The sequence below is a fragment of the Vreelandella hamiltonii genome (assembly GCF_014651795.1).
Taxonomy (GTDB): domain Bacteria; phylum Pseudomonadota; class Gammaproteobacteria; order Pseudomonadales; family Halomonadaceae; genus Vreelandella; species Vreelandella hamiltonii.
The window spans coordinates 49,203-75,534 of sequence record NZ_BMXO01000001.1 but is presented as its reverse complement, the minus strand read 5'-3'; the positions used below and the strand labels follow the sequence as shown (position 1 = coordinate 75,534).

23 protein-coding genes and 5 tRNA genes are annotated in these 26,332 nt (G+C 61.3%); 13 read left to right on the top strand and 15 right to left on the bottom strand.

The window, feature by feature from the left end; genetic code table 11:
• Positions 1–82: 82 nt before the first annotated feature.
• From prmB to phaC, 5 genes are all read left to right on the top strand, one after another.
• Positions 83–1,060 (top strand): 50S ribosomal protein L3 N(5)-glutamine methyltransferase, encoded by a 978-nt coding sequence (gene prmB / locus IE061_RS00400; RefSeq protein WP_176212910.1) that lies wholly within the window; start codon positions 83–85, stop codon positions 1,058–1,060.
• Between the two features lie 13 nt (positions 1,061–1,073).
• The gene (aroC, locus tag IE061_RS00395) at positions 1,074–2,165 is read left to right on the top strand and encodes a chorismate synthase (protein ID WP_081137533.1); all 1,092 of its coding nucleotides are present in this window, start codon (positions 1,074–1,076) and stop codon (positions 2,163–2,165) included.
• A 60-nt stretch (positions 2,166–2,225) separates the two neighbouring features.
• A complete protein-coding gene (locus IE061_RS00390) occupies positions 2,226–2,597 on the top strand; it encodes a DUF6489 family protein (RefSeq protein WP_081137535.1) in 372 nt (123 codons plus the stop codon).
• A 127-nt stretch (positions 2,598–2,724) separates the two neighbouring features.
• Complete coding sequence (locus tag IE061_RS00385) at positions 2,725–3,135, top strand: phasin family protein (RefSeq protein WP_081137536.1); 411 nt, start codon at positions 2,725–2,727, stop codon at positions 3,133–3,135.
• A 93-nt stretch (positions 3,136–3,228) separates the two neighbouring features.
• The gene (gene phaC, locus IE061_RS00380) at positions 3,229–5,082 is read left to right on the top strand and encodes a class I poly(R)-hydroxyalkanoic acid synthase (protein ID WP_193460675.1); all 1,854 of its coding nucleotides are present in this window, start codon (positions 3,229–3,231) and stop codon (positions 5,080–5,082) included.
• A gap of 73 nt (positions 5,083–5,155) precedes the next feature.
• Here phaC and lnt read toward each other — a convergent pair whose 3' ends face one another.
• From lnt to miaB, 5 genes are all read right to left on the bottom strand, one after another.
• Entirely contained in the window at positions 5,156–6,619 is a 1,464-nt protein-coding gene (gene lnt, locus IE061_RS00375) for an apolipoprotein N-acyltransferase (protein ID WP_016914443.1), read from the bottom strand.
• A 49-nt stretch (positions 6,620–6,668) separates the two neighbouring features.
• Positions 6,669–7,550, bottom strand: coding sequence for an HlyC/CorC family transporter (locus tag IE061_RS00370; RefSeq protein WP_039181098.1), 882 nt, complete (start codon positions 7,548–7,550; stop codon positions 6,669–6,671).
• A 122-nt stretch (positions 7,551–7,672) separates the two neighbouring features.
• A complete protein-coding gene (gene ybeY, locus IE061_RS00365) occupies positions 7,673–8,134 on the bottom strand; it encodes an rRNA maturation RNase YbeY (RefSeq protein ID WP_193460674.1) in 462 nt (153 codons plus the stop codon).
• A complete protein-coding gene (locus IE061_RS00360) occupies positions 8,131–9,222 on the bottom strand; it encodes a PhoH family protein (protein ID WP_081137552.1) in 1,092 nt (363 codons plus the stop codon). The genes ybeY and IE061_RS00360 overlap by 4 nt, the downstream gene beginning before the upstream one ends.
• Positions 9,223–9,308: 86 nt before the next feature.
• Entirely contained in the window at positions 9,309–10,652 is a 1,344-nt protein-coding gene (gene miaB, locus IE061_RS00355; RefSeq protein WP_081195650.1) for a tRNA (N6-isopentenyl adenosine(37)-C2)-methylthiotransferase MiaB, read from the bottom strand.
• A gap of 188 nt (positions 10,653–10,840) precedes the next feature.
• Between miaB and IE061_RS00350 the strand changes: the two genes are divergently transcribed.
• The 4 genes from IE061_RS00350 (at position 10,841) to IE061_RS00335 (ending at position 11,808) form a co-directional block, all read left to right on the top strand.
• A tRNA-Asn gene (locus IE061_RS00350) sits at positions 10,841–10,916 on the top strand.
• Positions 10,917–11,002: 86 nt separating this feature from the next.
• Positions 11,003–11,078: transfer RNA gene (locus tag IE061_RS00345), tRNA-Asn, on the top strand.
• 55 nt (positions 11,079–11,133) lie between these two features.
• Positions 11,134–11,209: transfer RNA gene (locus IE061_RS00340), tRNA-Asn, on the top strand.
• A 302-nt stretch (positions 11,210–11,511) separates the two neighbouring features.
• Entirely contained in the window at positions 11,512–11,808 is a 297-nt protein-coding gene (locus IE061_RS00335; RefSeq protein ID WP_229800785.1) for a metalloregulator ArsR/SmtB family transcription factor, read from the top strand.
• Positions 11,809–11,951: 143 nt separating this feature from the next.
• Here IE061_RS00335 and IE061_RS00330 read toward each other — a convergent pair whose 3' ends face one another.
• On the bottom strand, positions 11,952–14,033 hold the full coding sequence (locus tag IE061_RS00330; RefSeq protein ID WP_193460673.1) for a carboxy terminal-processing peptidase: 2,082 nt from the start codon (positions 14,031–14,033) through the stop codon (positions 11,952–11,954).
• Between the two features lie 138 nt (positions 14,034–14,171).
• On the opposite strand from IE061_RS00330, the gene IE061_RS00325 reads away from it, so the two are divergent.
• Positions 14,172–15,476 carry a M18 family aminopeptidase gene (locus IE061_RS00325; RefSeq protein WP_193460672.1) on the top strand — a complete coding sequence of 435 codons (1,305 nt, stop codon included), beginning with the start codon at positions 14,172–14,174 and terminating at the stop codon, positions 15,474–15,476.
• Between the two features lie 81 nt (positions 15,477–15,557).
• On the opposite strand, the gene IE061_RS00320 is transcribed toward IE061_RS00325, so the two are convergent.
• The 9 genes from IE061_RS00320 to IE061_RS00280 all read right to left on the bottom strand — a co-directional run bounded on the left by IE061_RS00320 (position 15,558) and on the right by IE061_RS00280 (position 22,734).
• Positions 15,558–15,634: transfer RNA gene (locus IE061_RS00320), tRNA-Met, on the bottom strand.
• A 63-nt stretch (positions 15,635–15,697) separates the two neighbouring features.
• Positions 15,698–16,789 carry a redox-regulated ATPase YchF gene (gene ychF / locus IE061_RS00315; RefSeq protein WP_016914435.1) on the bottom strand — a complete coding sequence of 364 codons (1,092 nt, stop codon included), beginning with the start codon at positions 16,787–16,789 and terminating at the stop codon, positions 15,698–15,700.
• A 95-nt stretch (positions 16,790–16,884) separates the two neighbouring features.
• Positions 16,885–17,466 (bottom strand): aminoacyl-tRNA hydrolase, encoded by a 582-nt coding sequence (pth, locus tag IE061_RS00310; RefSeq protein ID WP_016914434.1) that lies wholly within the window; start codon positions 17,464–17,466, stop codon positions 16,885–16,887.
• Positions 17,467–17,612: 146 nt separating this feature from the next.
• The gene (locus IE061_RS00305) at positions 17,613–18,242 is read right to left on the bottom strand and encodes a 50S ribosomal protein L25/general stress protein Ctc (RefSeq protein WP_193460671.1); all 630 of its coding nucleotides are present in this window, start codon (positions 18,240–18,242) and stop codon (positions 17,613–17,615) included.
• 97 nt (positions 18,243–18,339) lie between these two features.
• Positions 18,340–19,281: a ribose-phosphate pyrophosphokinase gene (locus IE061_RS00300; RefSeq protein ID WP_172416021.1), complete on the bottom strand. Its 942-nt coding sequence runs from the start codon at positions 19,279–19,281 to the stop codon at positions 18,340–18,342.
• Between the two features lie 59 nt (positions 19,282–19,340).
• A tRNA-Gln gene (locus IE061_RS00295) sits at positions 19,341–19,415 on the bottom strand.
• A gap of 31 nt (positions 19,416–19,446) precedes the next feature.
• Complete coding sequence (gene ispE, locus IE061_RS00290; RefSeq protein ID WP_193460670.1) at positions 19,447–20,307, bottom strand: 4-(cytidine 5'-diphospho)-2-C-methyl-D-erythritol kinase; 861 nt, start codon at positions 20,305–20,307, stop codon at positions 19,447–19,449.
• A 42-nt stretch (positions 20,308–20,349) separates the two neighbouring features.
• A complete protein-coding gene (gene lolB, locus IE061_RS00285) occupies positions 20,350–21,021 on the bottom strand; it encodes a lipoprotein insertase outer membrane protein LolB (protein WP_039181075.1) in 672 nt (223 codons plus the stop codon).
• Between the two features lie 45 nt (positions 21,022–21,066).
• Positions 21,067–22,734, bottom strand: a complete 1,668-nt coding sequence (locus IE061_RS00280) for a tetratricopeptide repeat protein (RefSeq protein ID WP_373294907.1) — start codon at positions 22,732–22,734, stop codon at positions 21,067–21,069.
• A gap of 347 nt (positions 22,735–23,081) precedes the next feature.
• Between IE061_RS00280 and hemA the strand changes: the two genes are divergently transcribed.
• From hemA to prmC, 3 genes are read left to right on the top strand one after another with little or no spacing between them, the layout of a single operon-like run.
• A complete protein-coding gene (gene hemA / locus IE061_RS00275; RefSeq protein WP_039181071.1) occupies positions 23,082–24,392 on the top strand; it encodes a glutamyl-tRNA reductase in 1,311 nt (436 codons plus the stop codon).
• Positions 24,389–25,477, top strand: a complete 1,089-nt coding sequence (gene prfA / locus IE061_RS00270; protein WP_193460669.1) for a peptide chain release factor 1 — start codon at positions 24,389–24,391, stop codon at positions 25,475–25,477. Before hemA ends, prfA begins: the two co-directional genes overlap by 4 nt.
• Complete coding sequence (gene prmC, locus IE061_RS00265; RefSeq protein WP_081195661.1) at positions 25,477–26,325, top strand: peptide chain release factor N(5)-glutamine methyltransferase; 849 nt, start codon at positions 25,477–25,479, stop codon at positions 26,323–26,325. The genes prfA and prmC overlap by 1 nt, the downstream gene beginning before the upstream one ends.
• The last annotated feature ends 7 nt before the right edge of the window (positions 26,326–26,332 follow it).

Genomic DNA, 26,332 nt, shown 5'->3' with positions numbered 1-26,332 from the left:
ATAGTATAGCGAGCCCGGTGTCGCTGTGAACCTCGTGGCTGTGAACCGAGTGGCGTCAAAGGTACAATCCTCTCATGATGTCATGTTGCCAGGAGCCCCTGTGACCACGCACTCCCCTGAAGAGCTGTCCACTTCTACGCTTTCACTGCCCGATTCGACGCTGGCACACGAGCTGATAACGCTGCGCGATTACCTGCGCTGGGTCTCCAGCGAGTTCTACCTGGCGGGCCTGCATTATGGCCACGGCACGCAGTCCCCCTGGGACGAAGCGGTCGCCCTGAGCCTGGGCGCGCTGCACTTGCCCTGGAACGTCGACCCCGCTGTGCTCGATGCGCGGCTGCTCCCCATGGAGCGTTCGCGCATCATCAAGCTCGCCCGCGAGCGCATCACCACTCGTCGTCCGTTGCCCTACCTGCTGGGTGAGGCCTTCTTCGCAGGCTACCCTTTCTCGGTAGACGAGCGCGTGCTGATTCCGCGCTCGCCCATTGCCGAGCTGATCGAAGATGGCTTTGCCGCCTGGTTCCCCGAAGAGCCCCCCGCTCGGGTGCTGGACCTGTGTACCGGCTCCGGCTGTATCGGCATCGCCACGGCGCTGGTGCTGCCCACCTGTGATGTCGCGCTGGCGGATATCAGCCAGGACGCCCTGGCCGTGGCGCGCCAGAACATCACCCGTCACGGTGTCGGTGACCGAGTGCGCGCCTGGGAGTCGGACGTGTTCAGCGGCCTTCAGGGGCAGACATTTGACCTGATCGTCTCGAACCCGCCCTACGTGGACGCCCGCGACCTGGCGACCATGCCCGCCGAGTTCCGCCACGAGCCGGACCTTGCGCTGGGCGCTGGCAGCGATGGGCTGGATATCGTCCGGCGTATTCTGCGTGACGCGCGCCGCCATTTGAGCGACGACGGCTGGCTGATCGTCGAGGTGGGCAACTCCGACCGTCATGTAGAGGCCGCTTTCCCCGACGTGCCCTTTATGTGGCTTGACTTCGAGCGTGGCGGCCAGGGCGTGTTTGCCCTGAGCGCCGCTGAACTCGACGCCCATGCGGCGTCTTTTGCGTGAGGAAATAACGCCCATGTCTGGCAACACCTTTGGCAAACTGTTTACCGTCACCACCTTTGGCGAAAGCCACGGCCCTGCGCTGGGGGCCATCGTCGATGGCTGCCCGCCCGGTATCGAGATTAGCGAAGCCGATCTGCAGGGTGACCTGGATCGCCGCCGCCCCGGCAGCTCCCGGCATACTACCCAGCGCAAGGAGCCGGATCAGGTCCGCATTCTCTCTGGCGTGTTCGAAGGCAAGACCACGGGGACCTCCATTGGCCTGCTGATCGAGAATACCGACCAGCGCTCCAAGGACTACTCGAAGATCAAGGATCAGTTCCGGCCCGCCCATGCCGACTACACCTACCATCACAAGTATGGGCATCGTGACTACCGGGGCGGTGGGCGCTCCAGCGCTCGGGAAACCGCCATGCGCGTGGCGGCCGGAGCCATTGCCAAGAAAGTACTGGCGGCACAGGGCATTCAGATTCGTGGCTACATGAGCCAGCTGGGGCCGATCAAGATCGACTTCAAAGACTGGGACAGCGTCGAGCAGAATGCCTTCTTCTGCCCCGATCCGGACAAAGTGCCTGAGCTGGAAAGCTACATGGATCAGCTGCGCCGTGACCAGGACTCGGTGGGGGCAGAGATCACCGTGGTGGCGGAAGGCGTGCCGGTAGGCCTGGGCGAGCCGGTATTCGATCGTCTGGATGCTGATCTGGCGCATGGTCTGATGAGCATCAATGCGGTAAAAGGCATCGAGATTGGTGCCGGTTTTGGCTGCGTGGCGCAGCGGGGCAGCGAGCACCGCGATGAGCTGACCCCTGACGGGTTCCTCTCCAACCATGCCGGGGGCGTGCTGGGCGGTATTTCCAGTGGCCAGCCCATCGTGGCACGGCTGGCGCTGAAACCGACCTCCAGCATCACCACGCCGGGCCGCTCGATCGACGTGCACGGCGAGCCGGTGGAGGTGATTACCAAGGGGCGTCATGACCCCTGTGTGGGCATTCGTGCCACACCGATTGCCGAAGCCATGATGGCCATGACCCTGCTGGACCACTGGCTGCGCCACCGTGGGCAGAATGCCGATGTCAGCGTTGATACACCGGCCATCGGCCAGCGATAACGCCACGGTACGCTTCGGGGTTCGCTGCTACACTCAAGCATGACGGTCAAGGAGTCGCCTATGAAGATCAACGTTGAGTTTGACCTGACGCCGGACGAGTTTCGGCGTTCGCTGGGGCTACCGGATGTCGAGGCGTTTCAGCAAAGCCTGCTGGACAACATCCAGCGCCAGATGGAGTCTGGGGTGGAGGGTTACGACCCCATGAGCCTGATGCGCCCGTTCCTGCAGCAGCCGATGATGCAACAAGGGCTATCGCAGGGGCTGGCCAACTTCGGTACCTACCAGCAGATGATGCTGGACATGCTGCGGCAGGCGGGTTCCAGTGCCACCAGCAGCAGCCAGTCCCGCGAGGAGCAAGAGGCACCCAGCACGGCCAGCAGTCGAGGCACCAAGGCGAAAGCCGCCTCGTCACGAACCCGCGCTAAAGGGTAGGGCTGCCGCCAAAGCAGAGTTGTCAAGTGGCAAGCCAGCGATTACTCTTTGTGCGATGCACAATAATTGCGATGTGAATGAGCCACTCCAGGCTCATGCCAGGGAATGAGAGACAGGAGCTACCACAATGCAAGACAAGATGATGGAGGCGTTCAGCGCCCAGACCCGCCAGATGTTCGAGCCGATGCGCAAGATGAACTCGCTGATGCTCAACAACATGGAAAAGATGACCCAGTACCAGCTGGAAGCCATGAAGCGCTACAGCCAGATGGGGACCGAGCGTATTCGCAGCGCCACCGAAATCAACGATGCCGAAAGCCTGCGTGATTTCGGCACCCGGCAAGCGGAAATGATGAACGAGCTTTCCCAGCAGATGCAGGAAGATGCCCGCGCCATGGGCGAGATGACCCTGCAGTTCAAGACAGAAATGGAGAAGCTGTTCAGCGAAGCCGGGCAAAAAATGAGCGAACAGGCCACGGCAACCGCGAAGGGCGAGTCCTCGGCCAAGGCCACCAGCCAGTCGTCACGCAAGAGCTGATATCACATACTGTTCGCGGCGCCGATGAGGCGCCGCGTTCTTTTGGATGAGCTGTCAGAGCGAACAATGCTCGGCACGCGAGGGGGAACTCGTATGCAGTCAGGGTGGAAAATACCGTCTCAACCGCTAACCCAGTCGGAAATGGAGGCCTGGAAAGCTCAATTGGACGACGTCGCCGAGCAGTACAAGGGGCTGCTCGAAGACCTGCTACAGCGCATCGTGCCCAGTGAAGCCGCAGACTCGGTCTACCGTGACATGCGTGAAAGCTTCGAGGCGGCAGCCCAGTCGCTGATGAGCAACCCCAACCTGCTGTGGCAAACCCAATCGCGGCTGATCCAGGACCAGTGGCTGCTGTGGCAGCAGGGCCTTCGCGCCATGGCGGGCGAGCAGGTCACGCCGCTGATCACGCCCCCCAAGCATGACCGCCGCTTCAGCGACGAGGCCTGGCGCCAGGACCCCTACTACATGGCGATCATGCAGCAGTACCTGCTGTTTTCGCAGATGGTCGAGGAGCTGATCGACGGCCTGAACGGGCTGGACCCCACCCACAAGCGCAACCTGGCGTTCTATGCGCGTCAGCTGGTCAGCGCCATGTCGCCCACCAACTTCGTATCCACCAACCCGGAAGTCATGCGGCGTACGCTGGAGACCAAGGGGCAGAACCTGGTGGACGGCCTGACCCGCCTGCGCGAAGACCTGGCCAACTCGGCCGAAGGGATCAACGTACGCATGACCGACCGTAGCGCCTTCGGGGTCGGCGACAACATCGCCGTGACGCCGGGCTCTGTGGTATACGAAAACGAGCTGATTCAGCTGATTCAGTACGCCCCGACCACCGAGAAAACCTTCAAGACGCCGCTGTTGATCGTGCCGCCATGGATCAACAAGTATTACATTCTCGACCTGCGCGATGACAACTCGCTGGTCAAGTGGCTGGTAGAGCAGGGGCACACGGTGTTTCTGATCTCCTGGCGCAACCCTGGCCCTGCTCAACGCGACATCACCTGGGCCGACTACATGCAGCTGGGGCCGATCAGTGCCATGGAGGCCATCGAGCAGGCCTGCGGCGAAAAGTCGGTCAACCTGGTCAGCTACTGCGTGGGAGGAACGCTCACGGCGTCCACGGTGGCCTACCTGACCAGCACGCGTCGTGGCCGCAAGGTCAAGTCGGTGACCTACATGGCGACGCTGCAGGACTTCCGCGACCCGGGCGACATTGGCGTCTTTCTCAGCGAGCGCGTCATTCAAGGGCTGGAGCAGAGCATGCAGCTCAAGGGCTACCTGGACGGTCGCTCCATGGCGTACACCTTCAACCTGCTGCGGGAAAACGACCTGTTCTGGTCGTTCTACATCAACAACTACCTGAAAGGTGACGAGCCTGCGGCGTTCGATCTGCTCTACTGGAACACCGATGGCACCAACCTGACCGCAGGTACCCACGCCTGGTACCTGCGCCACATGTATCTGGAAAATCGCCTGGTAGAGCCCGGTGGCATCGAGCTGGATGACGTCAAGATCGACCTGCGCAAGATCTCGGCGCCCAGCTATTTCGTCTCGACCAAGGAAGACCACATTGCCAAGTGGAACAGTACTTACTACGGTGCGCTGCTGCCCAAGGGGCCAGTGACCTTCGTGTTAGGGGGCTCCGGGCATATCGCCGGGATCGTCAACCCGCCGCACAAGAACAAGTACGGCTACTGGACGAACGACGAGCTGCCGGACTCCCACGATGCATGGCAGCAAGGGGCGACCTTCAACGAAGGCTCCTGGTGGCCGCACTGGCAGGCCTGGGTGACGGAAAACGGCTACGCGGATGCCGACCCGAAGAAAATGGTGCCAGCCCGTCAGCCCGGAGAGGGGCAGTTAAAGGTGATCGAGCCCGCCCCAGGCCGCTATGTGAAAATGACCATTCCAGAAGTGCTGGGGGAAACCCCCTCGGCCCGCTAAAAGCAAGGCCCCCGCTCGCCGGTCAACGGCGTCAATGCGGGGGCCCGGCAGCAGGCAGGGCTAGCAAGGTGCGTTATCCTGCGCGGCGACGTACAACCCCAGGCAGCAACAGCAGGCCTGCCAGCAGCCAGGTGGGCCAGCTACCCATGCGGGTGAAGGGCGTGAGCCCCTGCATGGCGTGGAACTCGCCGGTCAGGTAGGTGGTTTCGAACTGCGGTGCACGGTCGACGAGCCTGCCGCGGGGGTCGATGATGGCGGTAATGCCGTTGCTGGTGGCACGCACCACGTAGCGGCCATTTTCCAACGCACGCAGGCGCGCCATTTGCAGGTGTTGGTGTGGGCCGATGGAGGCGCCGAACCAGGTGTCGTTGGAGATCGTGACGATGACATCGCTATCCATGGCGCGGCGTGCCACCAGTTGCGGATAGATGATTTCGTAACAGATCGCGTTACCGATGGTGACCCCGGCGGCCTGCATGGGCACCTGATGAGATGCTCCCTTGCTAAAGCTGGACATGGGCAGGTCGAAGAAGTTGATCGCCCCGCGCAGCACGCTTTCCAGCGGCAAGTACTCACCGAACGGTACCAGATGCTCTTTCTGGTAGCTGCCTTCCACGTTGCCGATACCAATCACACTGTTGAAGTAGCGATTGGCCTCGTCCAGTTGCACGATACCGGTGAGCAGCGCCGTTTCAGGTGGCAGGTTGCTCTGCACGCGCTCCAGTACCGGGCGCGCCTGACTGTCGATCATAGGCAGCGCGGTCTCTGGCCACAGGATCAGGTCAGCATCGTCTGCGACCTGACGGGTCAGGTCGCTGTAGATGTTGGCAGCGCTGCGCTGGCCTTCCGGTGTCCATTTCAGTAGCTGCGGAAGGTTGCCCTGAAGCAGGGCCACGCGAGTGGGTTCGTCCACCGGCGTGGTCCAGTGCTGGGGCAGTGCCAGAGGCGTGAGCCAGATGGCCGCCAGCGGCAGCGCTGCCCACCACTGACGGCACAGGAAGGCCACACCCAGGGTGCCGCTCAAAACGACCAGCAATGAGAGCCAATAGACACCGCCGACCGGAGCCCAGCTGGCCAAGGGCGAGTCGACGTAGCTCGACCCCACCAGTAGCCAGGGAAACCCGGTAAACAGATAGGTGCGCAGTACCTCACCCAGTACCCAGGCACCGGCGAAGGTCACTACTGCCCAACGGGGGCCGACGAAGCGTCGATAGAGCCAGAACGTACCCGCGAAAAACAGCGCCAGTACGGTCACGAACAGCGCGGTGAGAAAGACCGCCAAGGGCATGCCGGTATAGCCGTAATCATGGATCGAGACGTATACCCAGGAGGTGCCGCTGGCAAACAGCGCGACCCCGTACAGCCAGCCCTTCAGCGCGGCCTGAGCCGGGCTCAGCTGATGCAGGCCCAGAAAGAGCAGGCCAATGGCGACAGGCCCCAGCCACCAGAGTTCGAAAGGGGAGGCGGTGAGCGTGGTAAAACCACCGGCCACCAGGGCGGCCAGCAGTTGAAGTGGTAACGTGGGAGTCAACCTCATAGCAATATCCTGTCAGCAGGGTGCAACGGTAACGCAGCGCCAGTGGTGGCTAGTCGGTGTCGGTCTCGTCGTCGGCATCGCGTTCACGATAGGCCTCGAGCAGGCGGATGCGCCGGTTATCGGCATTCAGAATGATAAAGCGCCAACCGCCTAGCGTAGTGTGCTCGCCACGGCCGGGCAGGTGGCCGAATTGCTGCATGACCAGCCCCCCCACGGTGTCGAACTCATCATCGGAAAAGGCCGTGCCAAAGCGTTCATTGAAGTCTTCGATGGGCGTCAAGGCACGGATGGCGAAGTGGCCGTTTTCCAGCGTGCGGATATCGTCCTCTTCGTCGGTATCGTGCTCGTCCTCGATATCCCCGACGATCTGTTCGAGGATATCTTCGATGGTGATGATGCCCGCGGTGCCGCCATACTCGTCCACGACGATGGCCATGTGGTTATGGGTGTCGCGGAACTCCTTGAGCAGGCTGTTGAGGCGCTTGGATTCGGGAATGAACATGGCCGGACGCAGCACGTCTTCCAGCTTGAAGGCGTCGCGCTGTGCCTGGGTCTGGGAGAGCAGCGGCAGCAGGTCCTTGACCAGCAGAATGCCTTTGACGTCGTCGAGATTTTCACCCACCACCGGGTAGCGGGAGTGGCCGGTCTCCTGGATCAGCGGCAGGTAGTCGTCACTGGTCTGGTCCAGGGCGATGGCGGTGACCTGAGAGCGCGGGATGAGGATTTCGCGAACCTGCTGGGCACTGATGTCGAGGGCGCCTTCAATGATCATGATAGCGTCCTGATCCAGTTTCAGCTTGCCGGCCGTGTGGCGTAGAAACGTCATTAGCTCATCTCGTGAGCTGGGTTCGTCGCTGTCTCCGGAAAGGGCGCCAAAGAGTTTCTCGAGCCATGATTTTTGATTGGGATTGCTCGATCGGTCTTCGCTCATTGCGTCAGTTCTCTCAGTTACGGGCAAGGTAGTTCGATAAAGGGGATGATGACCGCTCATCGTTGTATCACTGAGTGGCGGCAGACACCACCGCTAGCGGCAGCTTTCTGCAACAAAACCGCTCACGCCTGATAAGGGTCATCGATCTTCAGGGTCGCCAGCAGCTCCCGCTCGAGCTGCTCCATCTCTTCGGCTTCCTGCTCTTCGATATGGTCATAGCCCATCAGGTGCAGGGTGCCGTGAACCACCATGTGTGCGTAATGGTGCTCCAGCAGTTTGTGCTGCTCCTGGGCTTCTCGGGCCACCACCGCATGGCAGATGACCAGATCGCCCAGCAGAGGCAGCGTGATGCCAGGCGGGTTCTCGAAAGGGAACGACAGCACGTTGGTAGGCTTGTCCTTGCCTCGGTAGTCGCGGTTCAGCGCCTGGCTCTCGGCTTCATCCACGAACCGGATGGTCAGCTCCTGGCGGTCGTCGTCTGGATGGCGAGCAAACACGCAGCTCACCCATTGAGTGAGCTGGTCGAGAGAGGGCAGCAGCGGTTCGTCGATGGCCGCTTGCCGATCGATCATCGGCTCGTTCATGAGTCGCCGTCTCCAGTGCGATGACCCTGACGTTCGAGGGCCAGCATGCGCGCTTCGCGCTCTTGCTGACGCGCCTCGCGGCGGGCGCGTTCGGCCACTTCCTGCTGCGACTCGAACTCGTCATAGGCTTCGATGATGCGCTGCACCAGCGGGTGACGCACCACGTCCTTGGCGGCAAAGTGGGTCACGCCGATGCCGGGGGTCTCCTTGAGCACGTCCAGCACCTGGGAAAGCCCCGAGCGCTGGCCGCGCGGCAGGTCCACCTGGGTGATGTCGCCGGTAATCACCGCCGTCGAGCCAAAGCCGATCCGCGTCAGGAACATTTTCATCTGCTCCGGCGTGGTGTTCTGGCTCTCATCGAGAATGATGTAGGAGTTGTTCAGCGTACGGCCACGCATGTACGCCAGCGGCGCGATTTCGATCACCTGACGCTCGATCAGCTTGGCCACCTGCTCGAAGCCGATCATCTCATAGAGTGCGTCGTACAGCGGGCGCAGGTAAGGGTCGATCTTCTGGGCCAGGTCGCCGGGCAAGAAGCCCAGCTTCTCGCCTGCTTCGACGGCCGGGCGTACCAGCAGGATGCGGCGCACTTCCTGCTGGTTGAGCGCCTCGACTGCAGCGGCCACTGCCAGGTAGGTCTTGCCAGTACCCGCAGGCCCAATGCCGAAGTTGATGTCGTGTTCGCGGATGCTCTGCACGTAGCGCTGCTGGTTCAGGCCGCGGGGTTTGATCATGGCACGGGGGGTGCGCATGATCACCTCGTCGCTGCCGCCTTCACCGTCCTCCTCTTCCTCCAGAGCCTCTAGCCCGGACTCCTGCAAGAACAGGTGGACGGTATCTGCCGATAGCTCGGCGGCCGCCGTTTCGCGGTACAGGTGCTCGAGGACATTGGCAGCCGCCTTGATGCGGTTGGCTGCACCGGCCAGCTGAAAAACGTTGCCACGGTTGCGCAACGTCACGTCCAGGCGGCTCTCGATCAGCTTTAGGTGCTCGTCCTGCTGGCCGCAGAGGCTAGCAAGGCGCTGCGGGTCATTGGGTTCAAGGCTTAGGGTAATGATGCGATTGGCCTGAGGTGATGGCTGGCTCAAGAGTAGGAAACCCTTTCGTTGGTGTGTGTACGTTTCAGCTTAATGCCCCGACGGGGTCGGGGCAATTACCCAGGATAAGAGAAGGCTCAATAACGCTCGGCGGAGGCCAGTTCACCACGCAGCGAGTTGGGCAGCGCTTCGGTGATCTCGACATCGACGAAGTAGCCGATCAGCTCGGTGGGGTTGGCGGCACGGAAATTGACGACTCGGTTGTTCTCGGTGCGCCCGGAGAGCTGGCCGGGGTCCTTGGGCGAGAACCCGGTTACCAGAATGCGCTGGGTAGAGCCCACCATGCGGCGGCTGATTTGCGCCGCCTGCTGCAGGATGCGCTCCTGCAGAATGGCCAGGCGCTGCTTCTTGACGCTTTCCGGGGTGTCGTCGGGCAGGCCCGAGGCGGGGGTGCCCGGACGCGCCGAGTAGACAAAGCTGAAAGAGTGGTCGAAGCCGATGCGATGGATCAAGTCCATGGTGGCTTCAAAATCCTCTTCGGTCTCGCCGGGGAAGCCGATGATGAAGTCGGAGGAAAAGCTGATGTCCGGGCGGTTGGCGCGGATGCGCTCCATTTTCTCGATGTACTCTTCCGCCGTATGGCCGCGCTTCATGGCGCTCAGGATACGGTCGGAACCAGACTGTACCGGCAGGTGCAGGTGGCTCACCAGCTCCGGGATATCGGCAAAGGCATCGACCAGGCTATCGGTGAACTCCACCGGGTGCGAGGTGGTGAAGCGGATACGGTCGATACCGTCCACGGCGGCAATGCAGGCGATCAGTTCGGCCAGGTCGATCTCGTCGCCATCCTCATTGTCGCCGCGGTAGGCGTTGACGTTTTGGCCCAGCAGGTTGATTTCCCGTACGCCCTGGTCGGCCAGGTGGATCACCTCATCCATCACGGCTTCGAAGGGGCGCGAGACCTCTTCACCGCGGGTGTAGGGCACCACGCAGAAGGTGCAGTACTTGGAGCAGCCTTCCATCACCGACACGAACGCTGTGGCGCCATCCGACTTGGGCTGGGGCAGGTGGTCGAACTTCTCGATCTCAGGGAAGGTGACATCCACTGCCGCAATCTGGTTGTTCTTGCGGGCGTCGAGCATCTGGGGAACGCGATGCAGGGTTTGCGGCCCGAAGATCATGTCCACGTAAGGTGCGCGTTTGCGCAGCGCTTCGCCTTCCTGGCTGGCCACGCAGCCACCTACGCCAATGACCAGTTCCGGGTTGGCGTCCTTGAGCTTCTTCCAACGGCCCAGTTGATGGTAGACCTTGTCCTGTGCCTTTTCACGAATCGAGCAGGTGTTCAGCAGAATGACGTCCGCTTCCTTCTCGTTGTCGGTGAGTTCCAGCTGATGGGATTCGCCGAGTAGGTCTGCCATCCGAGAGGAGTCGTACTCGTTCATTTGGCAGCCGTGCGTTTTGATGAAGAGCTTCTTCGCCATCGGTACCTGTCGTCTATGGGTCGTCTTTCTGAAGAGACGAGGGATGAATGAAAAAATCGTTGGGCAGTCGCCTGCCGCTGAATGGCTGCATTATACGGACACACCGAACCAGCGGCTAGCACTCCACTTGTAATCGAGACTTGACCCGCGCGTTTCTATCAGTATACTACGCACCGTGTTTGAGCAGTTCCTCGATAGCTCAGTTGGTAGAGCAAATGACTGTTAATCATTGGGTCGCAGGTTCGAGTCCTGCTCGAGGAGCCAAACACCAACCCGAACTCTCGGCAAATGACTGAAAAGTTAACAGGTTGGCAAGGGTTCTCGCTCAAGCGCAATAGCGATGCAGATGTTCCTCGATAGCTCAGTTGGTAGAGCAAATGACTGTTAATCATTGGGTCGCAGGTTCGAGTCCTGCTCGAGGAGCCAATTCGCTATTCTGCTTTTATTGCCGAAGCATGTTTCGTTGCTGACGCACAGATGTTCCTCGATAGCTCAGTTGGTAGAGCAAATGACTGTTAATCATTGGGTCGCAGGTTCGAGTCCTGCTCGAGGAGCCATTTCACTGCTTCACGTATTATCGATCTAGCCGCTCAATTCTCCTCCCTTTCGTAGTTCGCCATATTTCCTTTTTCTCTATCTCTAGTGCTTATCAAGCTCTAATGCATATCAAACTCTGGTGCATGGCAAGGCTTTGTTGTGTCCGTTGCGTTTGCTCGAGGCGTTTAATGATGCCCTGTCGCCAGCTTTTTCGGTAGCATGAGCATCAGAACGGTAACGAACGTTGGAGAAGCGCGTGAAGGATGCAACTGGCTTGCAGGCGCTGCAGGTCTTTAAATGTTTGAGCGACGAGACGCGCTTGATGCTGGTACTGCTGATCGCCCAGGAGCGGTCGCTGTGCGTATGTGAAATGACGTATGCGCTCGAGGAGTCGCAGCCCAAGGTGTCGCGTCACTTGGCGCAGTTGCGCCAGTGTGGTCTGCTGATCGACCAGCGTGAAGGGCAGTGGGTATACTATCATCTTGCGCCGCAGCTGCCTGCATGGGCCATGGCCATTATCGAGGCGGGGGCAAAAGGCAGCGAAGTGCAGCTGGCTGGCTTGACGAAGCGCCTGTTGAAGATGGGAGATCGGCCAGCTCGGCGTGCGGCCTTGTGCTGACGGGGTAAGTGGTTCCATCAGTCGATTCGTTCATATGGCAAAACGCCAGCCCAAGGGCTGGCGTTTTGCATGGAGCGTTCTGCGCGGGTCGTTTTGCCTGGACAGGCTGCCCCGTCGCCGTCAGGCGTCGGGGCAGGGGCTGCTCAGCGGCGTGCCATGCGCTGGGCTTTCTCCAGGTGTGCGAAATCGAGCAGGATTTCGGCGGCTTCCAGCACATGAGCGCGGTCGACGGGAGCGGCTTCGTCGCGCTCGGTGTCGGTCTCGTCATCCTGGGTGCCGTCGCTGCGGGCATCCATCCACTCTTCCAGTTCTGGGAGACCCAGTGCGCGGCGGCGCTGGTTTTCCAGTGACAGCTGCTCGGCTTCCTGAGCTTCCAGCTCACGTTGGCGCTGTTCGCGGTTCAGGCTGACGCTGGTGTGCTGTTCGCGCAACTGGCGGGCCAGGGTGGATTGGCGCTCCAGGTAGCGGAAATTGGGGTTACCCTTGGCGCGCTCCTCATGTAGCGAGATGAGGGTGGGCAGGAGCGTTTCCGGCGAGCCGTAGCGACGATACTGAACGTTCTGGACGGTGTCCCAAGGCAGGGCGTTGTCCAGGCTGCTCTCCCCAATGCGCTCGGGATCGATCAGGCTGGGGAAGGCGATGTCCGGCTCTACGCCGCGATTCTGGGTGCTGTCGCCAGAGATGCGGTAGAACTTGGCGCGTGTCAGCTTGATCTGGCCATGGCTCAGGTCGTTGAGGGTCTGTACCGTGCCTTTGCCAAAGGTCGAGGCGCCCACCACGATGCCGCGGCCATAGTCCTGAATGGCGCCCGCGAAAATCTCGGAGGCCGAGGCCGACAGGCGGTTCACCAGGACGGTAAGCGGGCCGTCGTAGAGCGTGCCTGCTTCGGTGTCGCCGTAGAGCTGGATACGGCCCTGGGCGTCACGCACTTGTACCGTGGGGCCGCGATCGATGAACAGGCCGATCAGTGAGTTGGCCTCCTGCAGGGCGCCGCCGCCGTTATTGCGCAGGTCCAGCACGATGCCCTCGACGCCCTCTTGCTTGAGGTTCTCGATCTCACGAGCCACGTCGCGGGTGGTACTGCGATACTCGTCTTCTCCTGCCTGCCAGGCGTCGAAGTCAACGTAAAAAGTCGGCACGGTGATGACGCCGATACGGTGCGGCTCGCCATCGCGCATGACTTCAATAACTTCGCCCTTGGCGGCCTGGTCTTCCAGGCTAACGGTGTCGCGGGTGATTTCCACGATTTGCGAGCGGGTCATGTCCACCGCCTGAGCAGGCACGACGTCCAGGCGTACTACCGAGCCTTTGGGGCCGCGAATCAGGTCGACCACGTTGTCCAGGCGCATGCCCACGACGTTGACCATCTCGCCATCTTCTTGGCCTACCGCAATGATGCGGTCAGCGGGTTCGAGCACTCCAGCGCGGTCGGCGGGGCCGCCGGGTACCAGGCTGGAGACCTTGACGTATTCACCGTCGGCTTGCAGCAGGGCACCAATGCCTTCCAGCGAAAGGCTCATCTGAATGTCGAAGGATTCGCCCTGGCGGGGCGACAGGTAGCCTGTGTGCGGGTCGATGGTGCTGGACACTGCGGCCATCAGCAGGCCGAAAACGTCTTCCGATTCGGTCTGGCGCAGGCGGGTCAATTGGCCTTCGTAGCGCTGGCGCAGGTTATTCTCGATCTGCTCGTCGTCTTGACCGGTGAGTGCCAGGGTCAAGGCGTCGTTCTTGAGACGCTTGCGCCACAGTTCATCGAGTTCACTTTCACGACTGGCCCAGGGAGCGCTCTCACGATCCACCTCCAGGCGCTCGTCGCTTTCGAATTCCAGCGAGAGGCCTTCGTCCAGGCGTGCCAGCAGCCACTCCAGGCGAGTGGTGTGGCGCTCGCTCAGGCGGTTGTAGAGTGCAAAGGCATCGTCCAACTCTCCTTCGAAAAGGGCCTCTGCCATATCGTTTTCCAGATGACGATAGGGTTCAATATCACGGTTGAGCAAATAGGCACGCTGACCATCGAGAATGTCCAGGTAGCGCTGGAAAGCCTCCTCGGACCACTGCTGGTCAAAATTGATGTTCGCGTAGTGGCCATAGCGGAGCGAATCCGCAATTTCTACGGCCGCTTGGCGTTGTTCGTCGGTCGGCGCCAGTTGCGCCATCGCTGCCGGGCTGGTCATCACCAGCATGACAGCAAGGGCGACCGAGCGCGAAAGCGTTGCAAACAAGCTCATCAGTCAAGCTCTCCCGGATTTGTGTACACTCATTCTTCCCTAGACACGCAGTTAGCCCATGAGTTGCGTAGGCCGAGGGAGCATTGTAGCAGGTCATTTAGCCTGTGAGACTCAATCATTACTGTAAAGAGGATTTCCATGTCCGAGGCTTTCAACGCAGAACGTTTAACGCGACTGTGCGATTTCCTGCAGCAGTCGCCCACGCCATGGCACGCTACCCAGAACATGGCGCAGCGTTTGGAGCAGGCGGGCTTTACACGCTTGGAAGAAACCGCCAACTGGCAGCTGTCGCCGGGCAAGCGTTACTACGTGACGCGCAATGACTCGTCGCTGATCGCCTTCCAGCTGCCTGCCGGAAAGTTGTCCAGCCTGCGTATGCTGGGAGCGCATACCGACAGCCCAGGGTTGCGCTTGAAGCCTAATGCCACGCAGTACTCGGCGGGCTGGATGCAGCTGGGGGTGCAGGTGTACGGCGGCGTGCTGTTGGCGCCCTGGTTCGACCGTGAGCTGGGGCTGGCAGGGCGGGTGCATGTACGCCATGCCGATGGGCGCCTGGAGAGCGTGCTGCTGAACGTGGCGCAGCCGGTGGCGATGATTCCGAGCCTGGCCATTCACATGGATCGCGACGTCAACGGCGGTCGTTCGATCAATCCGCAAACCCAGATGGCACCGGTACTGCTGCAGAGCAACGATCTCAAGCTCAACGACCTGTTGGCGCAGTGGCTGGAAGCCCAGCACGGGCTGCGTGCCGTGGATATCGTCGATTTCGAGCTGGGCTTTTACGACGTGCAGCCGCCTGCGCTGGTGGGGTTGCGTCAGGAGCTGCTGGCCAGTGCCCGGCTGGATAATTTGCTGTCGTGCTTCGTTGGGCTGGAGGCGCTGCTGGCGTGCGATGGCGAGCAGGGGGCGTTACTGGTGGCCAACGACCATGAAGAGGTCGGTAGCGCCAGCGCCTGCGGTGCACAGGGGCCGTTTCTGGGAGACGTGCTCAAGCGTTTGAATGGGCAGGTGGGCGGGGGTAGTGAAGAGTCACTGATTCAACTGATTCAGTCGTCACTGATGATCTCCTGCGATAACGCCCATGCGCTGCATCCCAACTTCCGTGACAAGCACGATGAGCGGCATGGGCCGACCATCAACGGCGGGCCGGTGATCAAGGTGAACGCGAGCCAGCGTTATGCCACCAACAGCGTGACCGGCGCACTGTTTCGCGATGTGTGTCGAGAAGCCGATGTGCCTGTGCAGTCATTCGTCACCCGGGCGGATATGGGCTGCGGCAGCACCATCGGTCCGATCACGGCGACCGAAGTGGGCGTGCCGACCATCGATGTGGGCTTGCCGCAGTGGGCCATGCACTCGATTCGTGAAACGTCCGGTACGCGAGATGTGGATTACCTGACGCGGGCGCTGACGGTGTTCCTGAACCGCCCGACGCTCTCCTGAGCTAACCAAGAAAAGTCTAGAAACGAAAAAGCCCGCTGACTGAGTCAGCGGGCTTCTGCTATTGCTAGCGGTATTCGGTGTTGGTGGCTACGCCCTGATTTGAACAGGGGACCCCATCATTATGAGTGATGTGCTCTAACCAGCTGAGCTACGTAGCCGTGCAACGGGGGCGAATATTACCCACCCCTTTGTCATTCGTCAAGCATTGATTGTTTGCTTCGTTACACATTGAAGCGGAAGTGGATCACGTCGCCATCCTTGACGATGTAGTCCTTGCCTTCCAGGCGCCATTTTCCGGCATCCTTGGCACCCTGTTCGCCGCCCAGCGAGACGTAGTCGTCATAGGCAATGACTTCGGCGCGAATGAAGCCTTTCTGGAAGTCGGTGTGAATGACCCCGGCAGCTTCCGGGGCGCTGGCCCCCTGCTTGACGGTCCAGGCACGTACTTCCTTGACGCCTGCGGTGAAGTACGTCTGCAGGCCCAGCAGGGCATAGCCTGCGCGGATGACGCGATCCAGCCCCGGCTCTTCCATGCCCATTTCGGCCAGGAACATGCTGCGCTCATCGTCGTCGAGCTCGGCGATTTCGGCTTCCAGCTGGTTGCACACCGGTACGACCACAGCGCCTTCTTCGGCGGCGATCTCCTTGACGATGTCCAGGTAGGGGTTGTTCTCGAAACCATCTTCATTGACGTTGGCAATGTACATGGTGGGCTTGAGCGTCAGGAAACCAAAGCTTTTGACCTGGCGTTTCTCGTCTTCATCCAGGCCAAAGCTGCGCAGTGGCTGGCCTTCTGCCAGATGTGGCTGAATCTTGTCCAGCACCGCCTTGGTGGCCATGGCGTCCTTGTCGCCACCCTTGACCACGCGCACCAGGCGCTGGCTGGCTTTTTCGACCGTATCCAGATCGGCCAGAGCGAGTTCCAGGTTGATGGTTTCGATGTCGGCGCGGGGGTCTACCTGGTTGGCCACGTGGATCACGTTGTCGTTGTCGAAGCAGCGCACCACGTGGGCAATGGCCTGTGTTTCACGAATGTTGGCGAGAAACTTGTTGCCGAGCCCTTCGCCCTTTGAAGCACCCGCTACCAGGCCGGCGATATCCACGAATTCCATGGTGGTCGGCAGGACTTTTTCGGGCTTGACGATGGCTGCCAGCTTATCCAGGCGTGGGTCTGGCATGGGAACGATGCCGACGTTGGGTTCGATGGTGCAGAACGGGAAGTTCTCGGCATCGATACCTGACTTCGTCAGTGCATTGAACAGGGTGGATTTGCCTACGTTGGGTAGGCCGACAATACCGCAGTTAAAGCCCATACATTACTTCCTGGCCGCTAGGCCAGCGCTATCTCGTGAGGCACTGGCCAACAGTGAATAAACGTGTGCGATCACACGACTGATCAAACGTGGTGCTATTTTACGCTATGAAGGCGGTTCATGGCTTTAGCCCAATCGCCGGAAAGTGCCAGCGGCAGGGTGGCCAGACTCTCCTCCAGGGCGTGCGCGATGGCTTCCTGTTCGGCTTTGCCAGGGCGGCCCAGCACGTAATTGACCACTTGGCGTGCTTCCCCGGGGTGGCCGATGCCGATACGCAGGCGGTGGAACTGCTTCTGGTTGCCCAGTGCACTGATGATGTCGCGCAGGCCGTTGTGGCCGCCGTGCCCGCCACCGGTCTTGTAGCGTGCCTGGCCGGGGGGCAGGTCCAGCTCGTCATGGGCGACCAGCAGGTTCTCTGGAGTGAGCTTGAAGAACTGGGTCAGCGCAGCCACCGCAGCGCCGCTGCGGTTCATGAAGGTCGAGGGGTTCAGCAGGTGCAGTTCGTGCTCGCCCAAGCGTACCTTGGCATAAAGCCCCAGAAACTTCTTTTCCGGGCGCAGTTCACTATGGGCGCTGCGGGCAAGGGCCTCGACCAGCCAAAAACCGGCGTTGTGGCGGGTTGCATCATAGTCAGCGCCGGGGTTGCCCAGCCCGATAATGGCCGTTACCTGGCTCATGTGCTCAGCTCCAGTAGGATGAAAATGGCAGCGTGTCTCGAGTCGCAAAAAAAAATCAAGCGCCGAGGCGCTTGATTTTATCATTTCCGAGCCATGCGGGCATGGCTCGGGGCGCAATACCGCTGCGCCTTGGCTTACTCGGCGGCTTACTCGGCGCTTTCTGCTGCGTCGCCTTCGCCTTCTTCTTCAACACGTACTTTGACAGCAGTGATGCTCAGTACGGCGTTGTCGTGCTCTTCACCGTGGGACAGGTCAACGGAAGTGACGCCCGCCGGGAAGGTCAGGTCAGACAGGTGCAGGGTGGTGCCCAGCTCGACCTTGCTGATGTCCACTTCCAGGAAGTCAGGAAGATCTTTCGGCAAGCAGCTGATGGCAACTTCGTTGGCCAGTACGTGCAGTTCACCGCCCTGGTCCTTGATGCCCACACACTTCTCTTCGTTCACCACGTGCAGCGGCACGTTCATGGTGATGGCGTGAGTCGCGTCGACGCGCATGAAGTCGGCGTGGGTCAGCAGCGGCTTGAAGGGGTGGCGCTGCAGATCACGAACAACGACCTGCTCTTCGCTGCCGTCGACGACCAGCTTGATGACGGAAGAGAAGAACGACTCGTCTTCGATCGCCTTGTAGAAAGCGGTCTTTTCGACAGAGATGGATTGCGCGCCTTTCTCACCGCCGTACACAACGGCCGGTACGAATTGGTTCGCACGACGCAGGCGGCGGCTCGCACCTTTCCCCAGGTCGTTACGAACGCTGGCTTTCAGGATAAAATCAGACATGTTAATTGCCTCTTGGTTTAAGTAAGGAAACGCCGCCGCCCGCGACCAGACGACGACGTTCCCATGGCCCCAGAAGGGGGCTTGTCACATCAGGCGATCAATGGAACATCGCGCTGACGGATTCTTCGTTGCTGACGCGGCGAATGGCTTCCGCAATCAGGCCAGCAACGCTCAACTGGCGAATCTTTCCGCTGCGACGCGCATGGTCGGCCAGCGGAATGGTGTCGGTCACCACGACTTCATCCAGTACGGAGTTGGTAATGTTGTCTACCGCCGGGCCCGACAGGATCGGGTGGGTGGCATAGGCGACGACCCGCGCCGCGCCATGATCTTTCAAGGCTTCACCCGCTTTGCACAAGGTGCCTGCGGTATCGATCATGTCATCGACGACCACGCAGGTGCGGCCTTCGATTTCACCGATGATGTGCATGACCTGGGCCTGGTTGGCCTGGGGGCGGCGCTTGTCGATGATGGCCAGATCGGCATTCAACTGCTTGGCGATGGCGCGAGCACGCACTACGCCGCCGACATCGGGGGATACCACCACCAGATCGTCGTAGTTCTGACGTTCGATGTCGTCGAGCAGGATCGGAGAGCCGTAGACGTTGTCCACCGGCACATCGAAGAAGCCCTGAATCTGGTCGGCATGCAGGTCCATGGTCATGACGCGGTCGACGCCTGCTTTTACCATCATGTCGGCCACTACTTTTGCCGAGATGGGGACGCGGGCGGAGCGTACACGACGATCCTGGCGGGCATAGCCGAAGTAGGGAACCACTGCCGTGATACGAGCAGCCGATGCACGACGCAGGGCGTCGACCATCAGGATGAGTTCCATCAGATTGTCATTCGTCGGCGCGCAGGTGGATTGCAGGATAAAGACATCCTTGCCACGCACGTTCTCATTGATCTCGACCGCGATTTCGCCGTCGCTAAATTGACCCACCGTGGCATTACCCATGCGGCTGTCCAAGCTCTCGGCAATCTTTTGAGCGAGTTCGGGATTGGCATTCCCGGTGAAGACCATCAATTTTGACACGCGCAGCCACCTTTGCAGTGTTGGGGATCAGGGGAGAAAACGCAGATCAACATCAGGATTGGCTGGGGTACCAGGATTCGAACCTGGGAATGCCGATACCAAAAACCGGTGCCTTACCACTTGGCGATACCCCAGCAAACAGCCTGATGCGACGACCGGGCGCTTTCAGCAGCCCAGAGCATCTTGTAGGGGAGAGGTGTTGAGCCCTTTGGCCACCCAGGCTTTCCAGCGCTGGTTGGCTTGCTTGGCCACTGCCTGTGCTGCCTCTTGTGTGTCGAAGGCGGCAAACAGACAAGCGCCCGTACCGGTCAATCGGCACGGTGCATACTGTGCGAGCCAGTCAAGTGCATCCGCAATGAGCGGGTAGCCTTTCCTGACCGTTGCCTCGCAGTCGTTGCGCCATTCGGCCGCTCCCCCCTGCAGTGCGCGCGCCATAGTAATGGGGAGGCTGTCGCGTGTCAATTCCGCATCCTGGAAGATGGCGGGCGTCGAGACGCTCACGCCGGGGTGAATCACCACAAACCAGGGGGTGTCCAGCGTGACAGGAGTGAGCCGTTCGCCAACGCCTTCTGCCCAGGCGCTGTGGCCATGCACGAACACCGGCACATCGGCGCCCAGGCTCAGCCCCAGCGTGGCCAGGGTCTGGCGATCCAGGCCAAGCTGCCACAGCTGATTGAGACCCATCAGCACGGTGGCAGCATTGGAGCTGCCGCCACCGAGGCCGCCGCCCATGGGAAGGCGCTTGTCGATGGAGATCGATACGCCGTTGTGATGGCCGCTTTCCTGCTGGAGCAGGCGTGCGGCACGGACGATCAGATTGTCATCGTCGGCAACGCCTGCCAGCGGCGTGGTCAGCTCGATACGGCTGTCCTGGCGTTGCGTGAGCGTCAGCGTGTCGCACAGGTCGATCAGCTGAAACAGCGTTTGCAGCTCGTGGTAGCCGTCTGGTCGACGGCCCACGATATGCAGCATGCGATTCAGTTTGGCCGGAGCCGGTAGAATCAGCGAATGGGGTGTTGCGGACATGCCGGTTCTCTAAAATGAAAGTGCAGGGCGATGAAGCGGCGCTTATTCGGCCGTGCGGCTGGCAGCTTGCCACTGGTTGACTACCAGGGTGATGCGTACCTCGCCGTAGTTCATCACCAGACGGCGGGGCAGCCACATCTCTTCTACCCGCTCCCAGTCACGGTAGTCGATTTCCCAGCCATCCTGCTGCAGGAAGCGGGGGAAGCCCAGCTCGTCGGTTTCCAGCTGATAGCTGGCGTGGTCGCCGGGCAAGCCGCGCACCCAGTCGGGCATGGCGCGTACCGGCAGTGACCAGCCCAACTGCTCTTCCATCAGGGCTTCCGGAGTTTCGGCTTCGAAGCGGCCATCGCTGGTGCTCAGCGAAAAGCGTCCTTCACGTCCTTCCAGTACGCTGCGTCCGCCGCCAAAGGGACCGCTGATCAGCATGCGGAAGTAGAACGGTGTCTGGTTCCAGTCGAGGTTGGCGCTGATGTTTTCCTGGGGGGTGCGCAAGCCTGCTTTGCCCACCAGTGTCCAGCTATCGAAATCTTCGACCTGCGCCTGCTGGCGCTCCCACTGGCCTGCCTGACGACCGCTTTCGTCGACTGGTGCCTGGTTGGCGCAGCCGGCCAAGGTCAAGAGAGCAAGGGCGGCTACCCATAGACGCGCAGTAGGCAGGCGACCAGACAGTCGGGGGCTTGCCGAACGAGCGAAGGGAAATGACGTAGTCAACATTAGAAGCTCCATGTCAGTAGGGTCTGGATCCAGAAGAGTGCACTATTAGGGCGTGCTGGCGGGCGTTAGTTCAGGATGCCGTTCCAGCAGTTCGTCTATTTGGGGGTGATGGTCGGCACGCCGCATGGCTCGGGCGATGGCTTGACGCGCTTCGTCGCTGCGCCCCAAGGCATGCAGCACTTCGGCCAAGTGGGCGGATACTTCCTGATCGGGGAGTCGCGAATAGGCGCTTTCCAGCCACGCCAGGGCGTCATCCAGTTTGCCCAGTCGGAAGTATACCCAGCCCAGGCTATCCATGATGGCCGGGTTGTCGGGATCGACTTCATAGGCGCGCTCGATCAGGTCCCGGGCTTCTTCCAGGCGCTCGGTGATGTTCAGGTCGGCCAGGGTATAGCCCAGCGCATTCAGGGCATCGGGGTTGTTGGGCTCGGTGCGCAGGATCTGCTGCAGGTCGCGCTCCATGGCGGCCAGGTCGCCCATCTCCCAGCCACGCATGGCACGCAGGTACAGCAGTCGCGTGTCGTCGGGCGTGCGGGTGATTTCTCGGTCCAGCAGGGCGCTTGCCTCTTGCTCCATGGCGAGATCGTCCAGCAGCTGCACTTCGAGCAGTACCAGATCGCCAAAGTAGGTGTCGTGGCGCATGCGCTCGATGCGCAGGAAGGCGCGCGCGTCCAGCAGGCGGTCGTCGTCGATCAGCATGCGAGCGGCGGCTGCTCGCGCAGGCAGGAACTCGTTGCCATCGCGCACCTGGCGGTAATAGAGCAGGGCGTTGTCGATATCGCCCTGAGATTGTGCAATGGCGCCCAGCAGAAAGTAGGCAATATTGGGAATTCTGTCCTGGCCGATCAGAGGCTGCAGCAGCCGATAGGCGGGCTCGCTGTGGCCCTCTTCGAGATAGAGCTGAGCCAGGGCGATGCGCAGTTCCTGATTGCCGCCGTGGGTTTCCAGCAGGGCGTTGGTCTGGGTTTCGGCGGCGGTAATGTTGTTGAGGCGGATTTCGGCCTGGGCCAGCATGAGAATGAAGCGCACGTCATCGGGTGACAGGCTCAGCCCTTGCTGGGCCGCCCGCTGAGCTGCGCGGTGGTCGCCGCTTTCCAGCGCCAGGCGTGCCTTGGCCAGCCATAGTGCTGCGGACTCGGGCTCGCGCTGCTCGACCAGGTCGAGGTGCTGCTGAGCGGTTTGTGTCTCGCCCAGGGCGGCTTCGATGAGCGCGGTGCCCAGCAGCACATCGCTGTAGGAGTCGCGCTCGGCAGCAACCGGTTGCGCCAGATAGGTGCGTAACGGCTGTACCAGGACATTGAGTGGCGCTGCTTCCGCCACCGCAAGCTCGGCGAAACTCGATATGTCGCCGTAGCCGCCCGATTCGGCAATCACCAGCCGCTGTTCCAGGCTGTCCAGCCAGTCACCGCGCTGCAGTGACAGGGCGGCCAGCAGCCGGTTGGGCGTTTCCGCGGTGGGCGACAGCTCGCGCCAGCGTAGCGCAGATGCTTCCATCAACGCGGCGTCGTTGCCAAAGCGTGCTGCAAAGGTGGCGCGCTCGGCCAGCCCGGGCGCGCTGTAGCGCTGGGCGGCTTCCAGGTAGCCACGGCTTGCATAACGATAGTCGCCGCGCTGGCCAGCCAGCTCGGCGGCCAGCAGCGTGCTGAGCCCTGCCGCATCCAGGCCGCGTGTGACCGGCGGGGCCGTCAGCATGGGGTCGCGGCTAGCACTCATGAACCCGCGATCTGGAAGCGTGGAGGACAGCTGACAGCCGCTCAACAGCAGCGTCGCGGCCAGCGGTAACAGAGGGAGACCCGATAGTGCTCGGGACAAACCCGGAAGTGTTGCGCGGTGGGGCATGCGTATCTCGATCAAGTGGCCGAGTGTTCAGCATAGCGGCTTGGCTGCCTGCGGCAAAGTGGTGTGCGCCAGAACATGCAGTGTTGTGATAGAATGTTCCACCTTGAAAGCGGGCCGAGTCAGCACAATTCACCCGTAAAGCTGCCTTGTTCGGCTCCTCTCCAAGCGATAACGACGAACAGTGACGTGACGACCGATCCACTAGCGAAGACGCAGACCGCATGACGCTTCTTGCCCTGGGAATTAATCATCGTACTGCCAGCGTGGCCGTGCGTGAGCAGGTGGCCTTTACGCCAACGCAGCTGGAAAGCGCGTTGGCCGAGCTGCGTGGCCTGCCACATATCCACGAAGCCGCGGTGCTCTCGACCTGCAACCGTACCGAGCTCTACTGCGTGACCGATGCCGCAGGCGAGCAAACCGTGCTGGACTGGCTGGGACGCTTTCACAATCTGCGGGTCGATGATTTGGCACGCTGTGCGTACCACTATCATGACAACGAAGCAGCTCGCCACCTGATGCGCGTAGCGGTCGGGCTCGACTCCATGGTGCTGGGTGAGCCGCAGATTCTGGGGCAGTTGAAAGACGCGTATCAGCAGGCGCGCCAGGCAAAGGGCTTGGGGGGAGAGCTGGAACGGCTGTTTCAACACACCTTTGCCGTGGCCAAGCAGGTGCGCACCGAAACGGGTATCGGCAAGAACCCCGTGTCGGTGGCTTACGCGGCGGTCAGCATGGCCAGCCGTATCTTCGATGATTTCAGTCGTGCACGGGCGCTTTTGATCGGTGCCGGAGAAACCATCGAGCTGGTGGCGCGCCATCTGCATGAGGCGGGCGTGCGTCAGCTCACCGTGGCCAACCGTACCCGGGAGCGTGCCGAACAGGTGTCTGCGGCGCTGGGCGGGACGGCCATCACTCTGCCCGAGATTCCGGATGCGCTGGAGCATGCCGATATCGTGATCTCGTCCACGGCTTCCCCGCTGCCGATTCTGGGCAAGGGTATGGTCGAGCGTGCCCTGAAGAAGCGCCGTCATCGGCCTGTCTTCATGGTCGATATTGCAGTGCCACGGGATATCGAGCCACAGGTGGGTGAGCTGGCCGATGTGTTTCTCTATACCGTGGATGACCTGGAAGAGGTCATCGAAGAGAATCGCCGCCATCGCCAAGTGGCCGCCGACCAGGCCGAGTCGCTGATTGAACACGGCGTCGGCAGCTGGCAGCATGAGCGCCGCATTCGCAATGGCGGCGAAGTGATTCGAGATTATCGTCGTCATGGCGAAGCGCTGCGCGATCAAGCGCGGGAGCAGGCGCTGGAACGCCTTGCCAAGGGGGAAGACCCGGCCAAAGTCATCGAGCGGATGGCTCATCAGCTGGCCAACCGCTTCATGCATCAACCCACGCTTGCCATTCGTGACGCTGCTTCGCAGGAAAACCATGAATTGCTCAACGCCGCGCCGCGCCTGTTACTGCCGCCCAAACCTGCCTTCGAGCAGCCTGCGCCTCCGGTAAAACGCCAGAAGGATGATACACCCGCATGAAAGAGACTTTGCGCCAACGCCTGGATAGCTTCTCCGACCGTTTCGAGGAGCTGGCCATGCTGCTGTCCGATCCCGAGGTGATCAACAATCAGCAGCGCTTCCGTGACTATTCGCGGGAATATGCTGAATTGGAAGAGCTGGTGGCCGCCTGGCAACGTTACCGCGGGGTCGAAGACAGCATCGCCGAGGCCGAACAGCTGAGCCGTGACAGTGATCCGGAGATGCGTGAACTGGCAGAAATGGAAATCAGCGATGGCCGCGAACAGCTGGCAGCGCTGGACGTCGAGCTGAAACGTCTGCTGATCCCCAAGGACCCTGACGATGGCCGTGGCGTGTTTCTGGAAGTGCGGGCGGGCACCGGTGGCAATGAAGCGGCGATTTTTGCCGGTGATCTGTTCCGCATGTACTCTCGTTACGCCGAGAAGCGCGGCTGGCGGGTAGAAATCGTCAGTGCCAGCCATGGCGAGCAGGGCGGTTATAAAGAGGTGATCTCCCGGGTCAAGGGCGACGGCGTCTACGCACGGCTGAAGTTCGAGTCGGGCGCCCATCGGGTACAGCGCGTGCCCGCGACGGAGTCTCAGGGGCGTATCCATACTTCTGCCTGTACCGTGGCGGTCATGCCCGAGGTGGATGAAGTGGGCGATGTGGACATCAACCCCGCCGACCTGCGGGTGGACACCTACCGCTCCAGCGGTGCCGGTGGCCAGCACGTCAACACCACCGACTCGGCGATTCGCATCACCCACTTGCCCACCGGCGTGGTGGTAGAGTGCCAGGAAGAGCGCAGCCAGCACAAGAACCGTGCCAAGGCCATGTCCTTGCTGGCGGCCAAGCTCAAGCGCAATGCCGTGGATTCACAGCGCCAGGAGCAGGCCGATGCACGCCGTTCGCTGGTCGGCTCGGGAGACCGCAGTGAGCGGATTCGGACCTATAACTTTCCTCAAGGTCGCATCACCGACCACCGCATCAACCTGACGCTCTACAAGCTGACCGAAGTGGTCAGCGGCGAGCAGCTCGATGACGTGATCGAGCCCCTGATCCATGAGTATCAGGCAGAGCAGCTCTCGGCCCTGCAGGACGGCTGATGACCTTCGACGCCTTGCTGTCACAGGCGGCCCAGCGGTTGGCGCAGGCAGGCTCGCCCACGCCGCGCCTGGATGCCGAGGTATTGCTGGGCTGCGCTGCCCAGTGCAGCCGCACGTGGCTCTATACCTGGGGCGATCGCGAATGCCCCACCTGGGAGCGAGCCCGTTTCGAGGCGCTGGTAGCCGCGCGTGCCCAGGGACAGCCGGTGGCGTATCTTACCGGTGAGCGAGAGTTCTGGGGGCTGCGGCTGGCGACTTCTCCCGACACGCTGATTCCCAGGCCCGACACGGAAACCCTGGTGGAGGTGGCGCTTTCTCGCGCCGCTGCCCCGGTGGGCAGGCTACTGGATCTGGGAACGGGCACGGGCGCCATTGCGCTGGCGCTGGCCAGTGAAAAGCCGGGCTGGCAGGTCATCGGTGCCGACATTCGCCCCGGAGCCGTGACGCTGGCCGAGCGCAATGCCGACGCACTGGGGATCACCAATGCCCGGTTTGTGTTGAGTGATTGGCTCAGCGCGTTCGTGCCTCCGGCAGAGGAGCCGCCTTTCGATATCATCGTCAGTAACCCCCCTTACATTGCGGCCGATGATCCGCATTTGAGCCAGGGCGACGTGCGTTTCGAGCCGCACTCGGCGCTGGTTGCCGATGCCAACGGCATGGCAGACCTGCTTCATGTGATCGAGGCGGCCAAGGCCCACCTGGCCCCTGGTGGCTGCCTGGCAATGGAGCATGGCTACCAGCAGGCGGCCAGTGTGCGTGAGGCACTGTTGGCGGCGGGCTATCAGAACGTTGAAAGTGTGCAAGACATGGGGGGCCATGAACGGGTTACTCTGGGGCACCTTTATTGACCGCCTG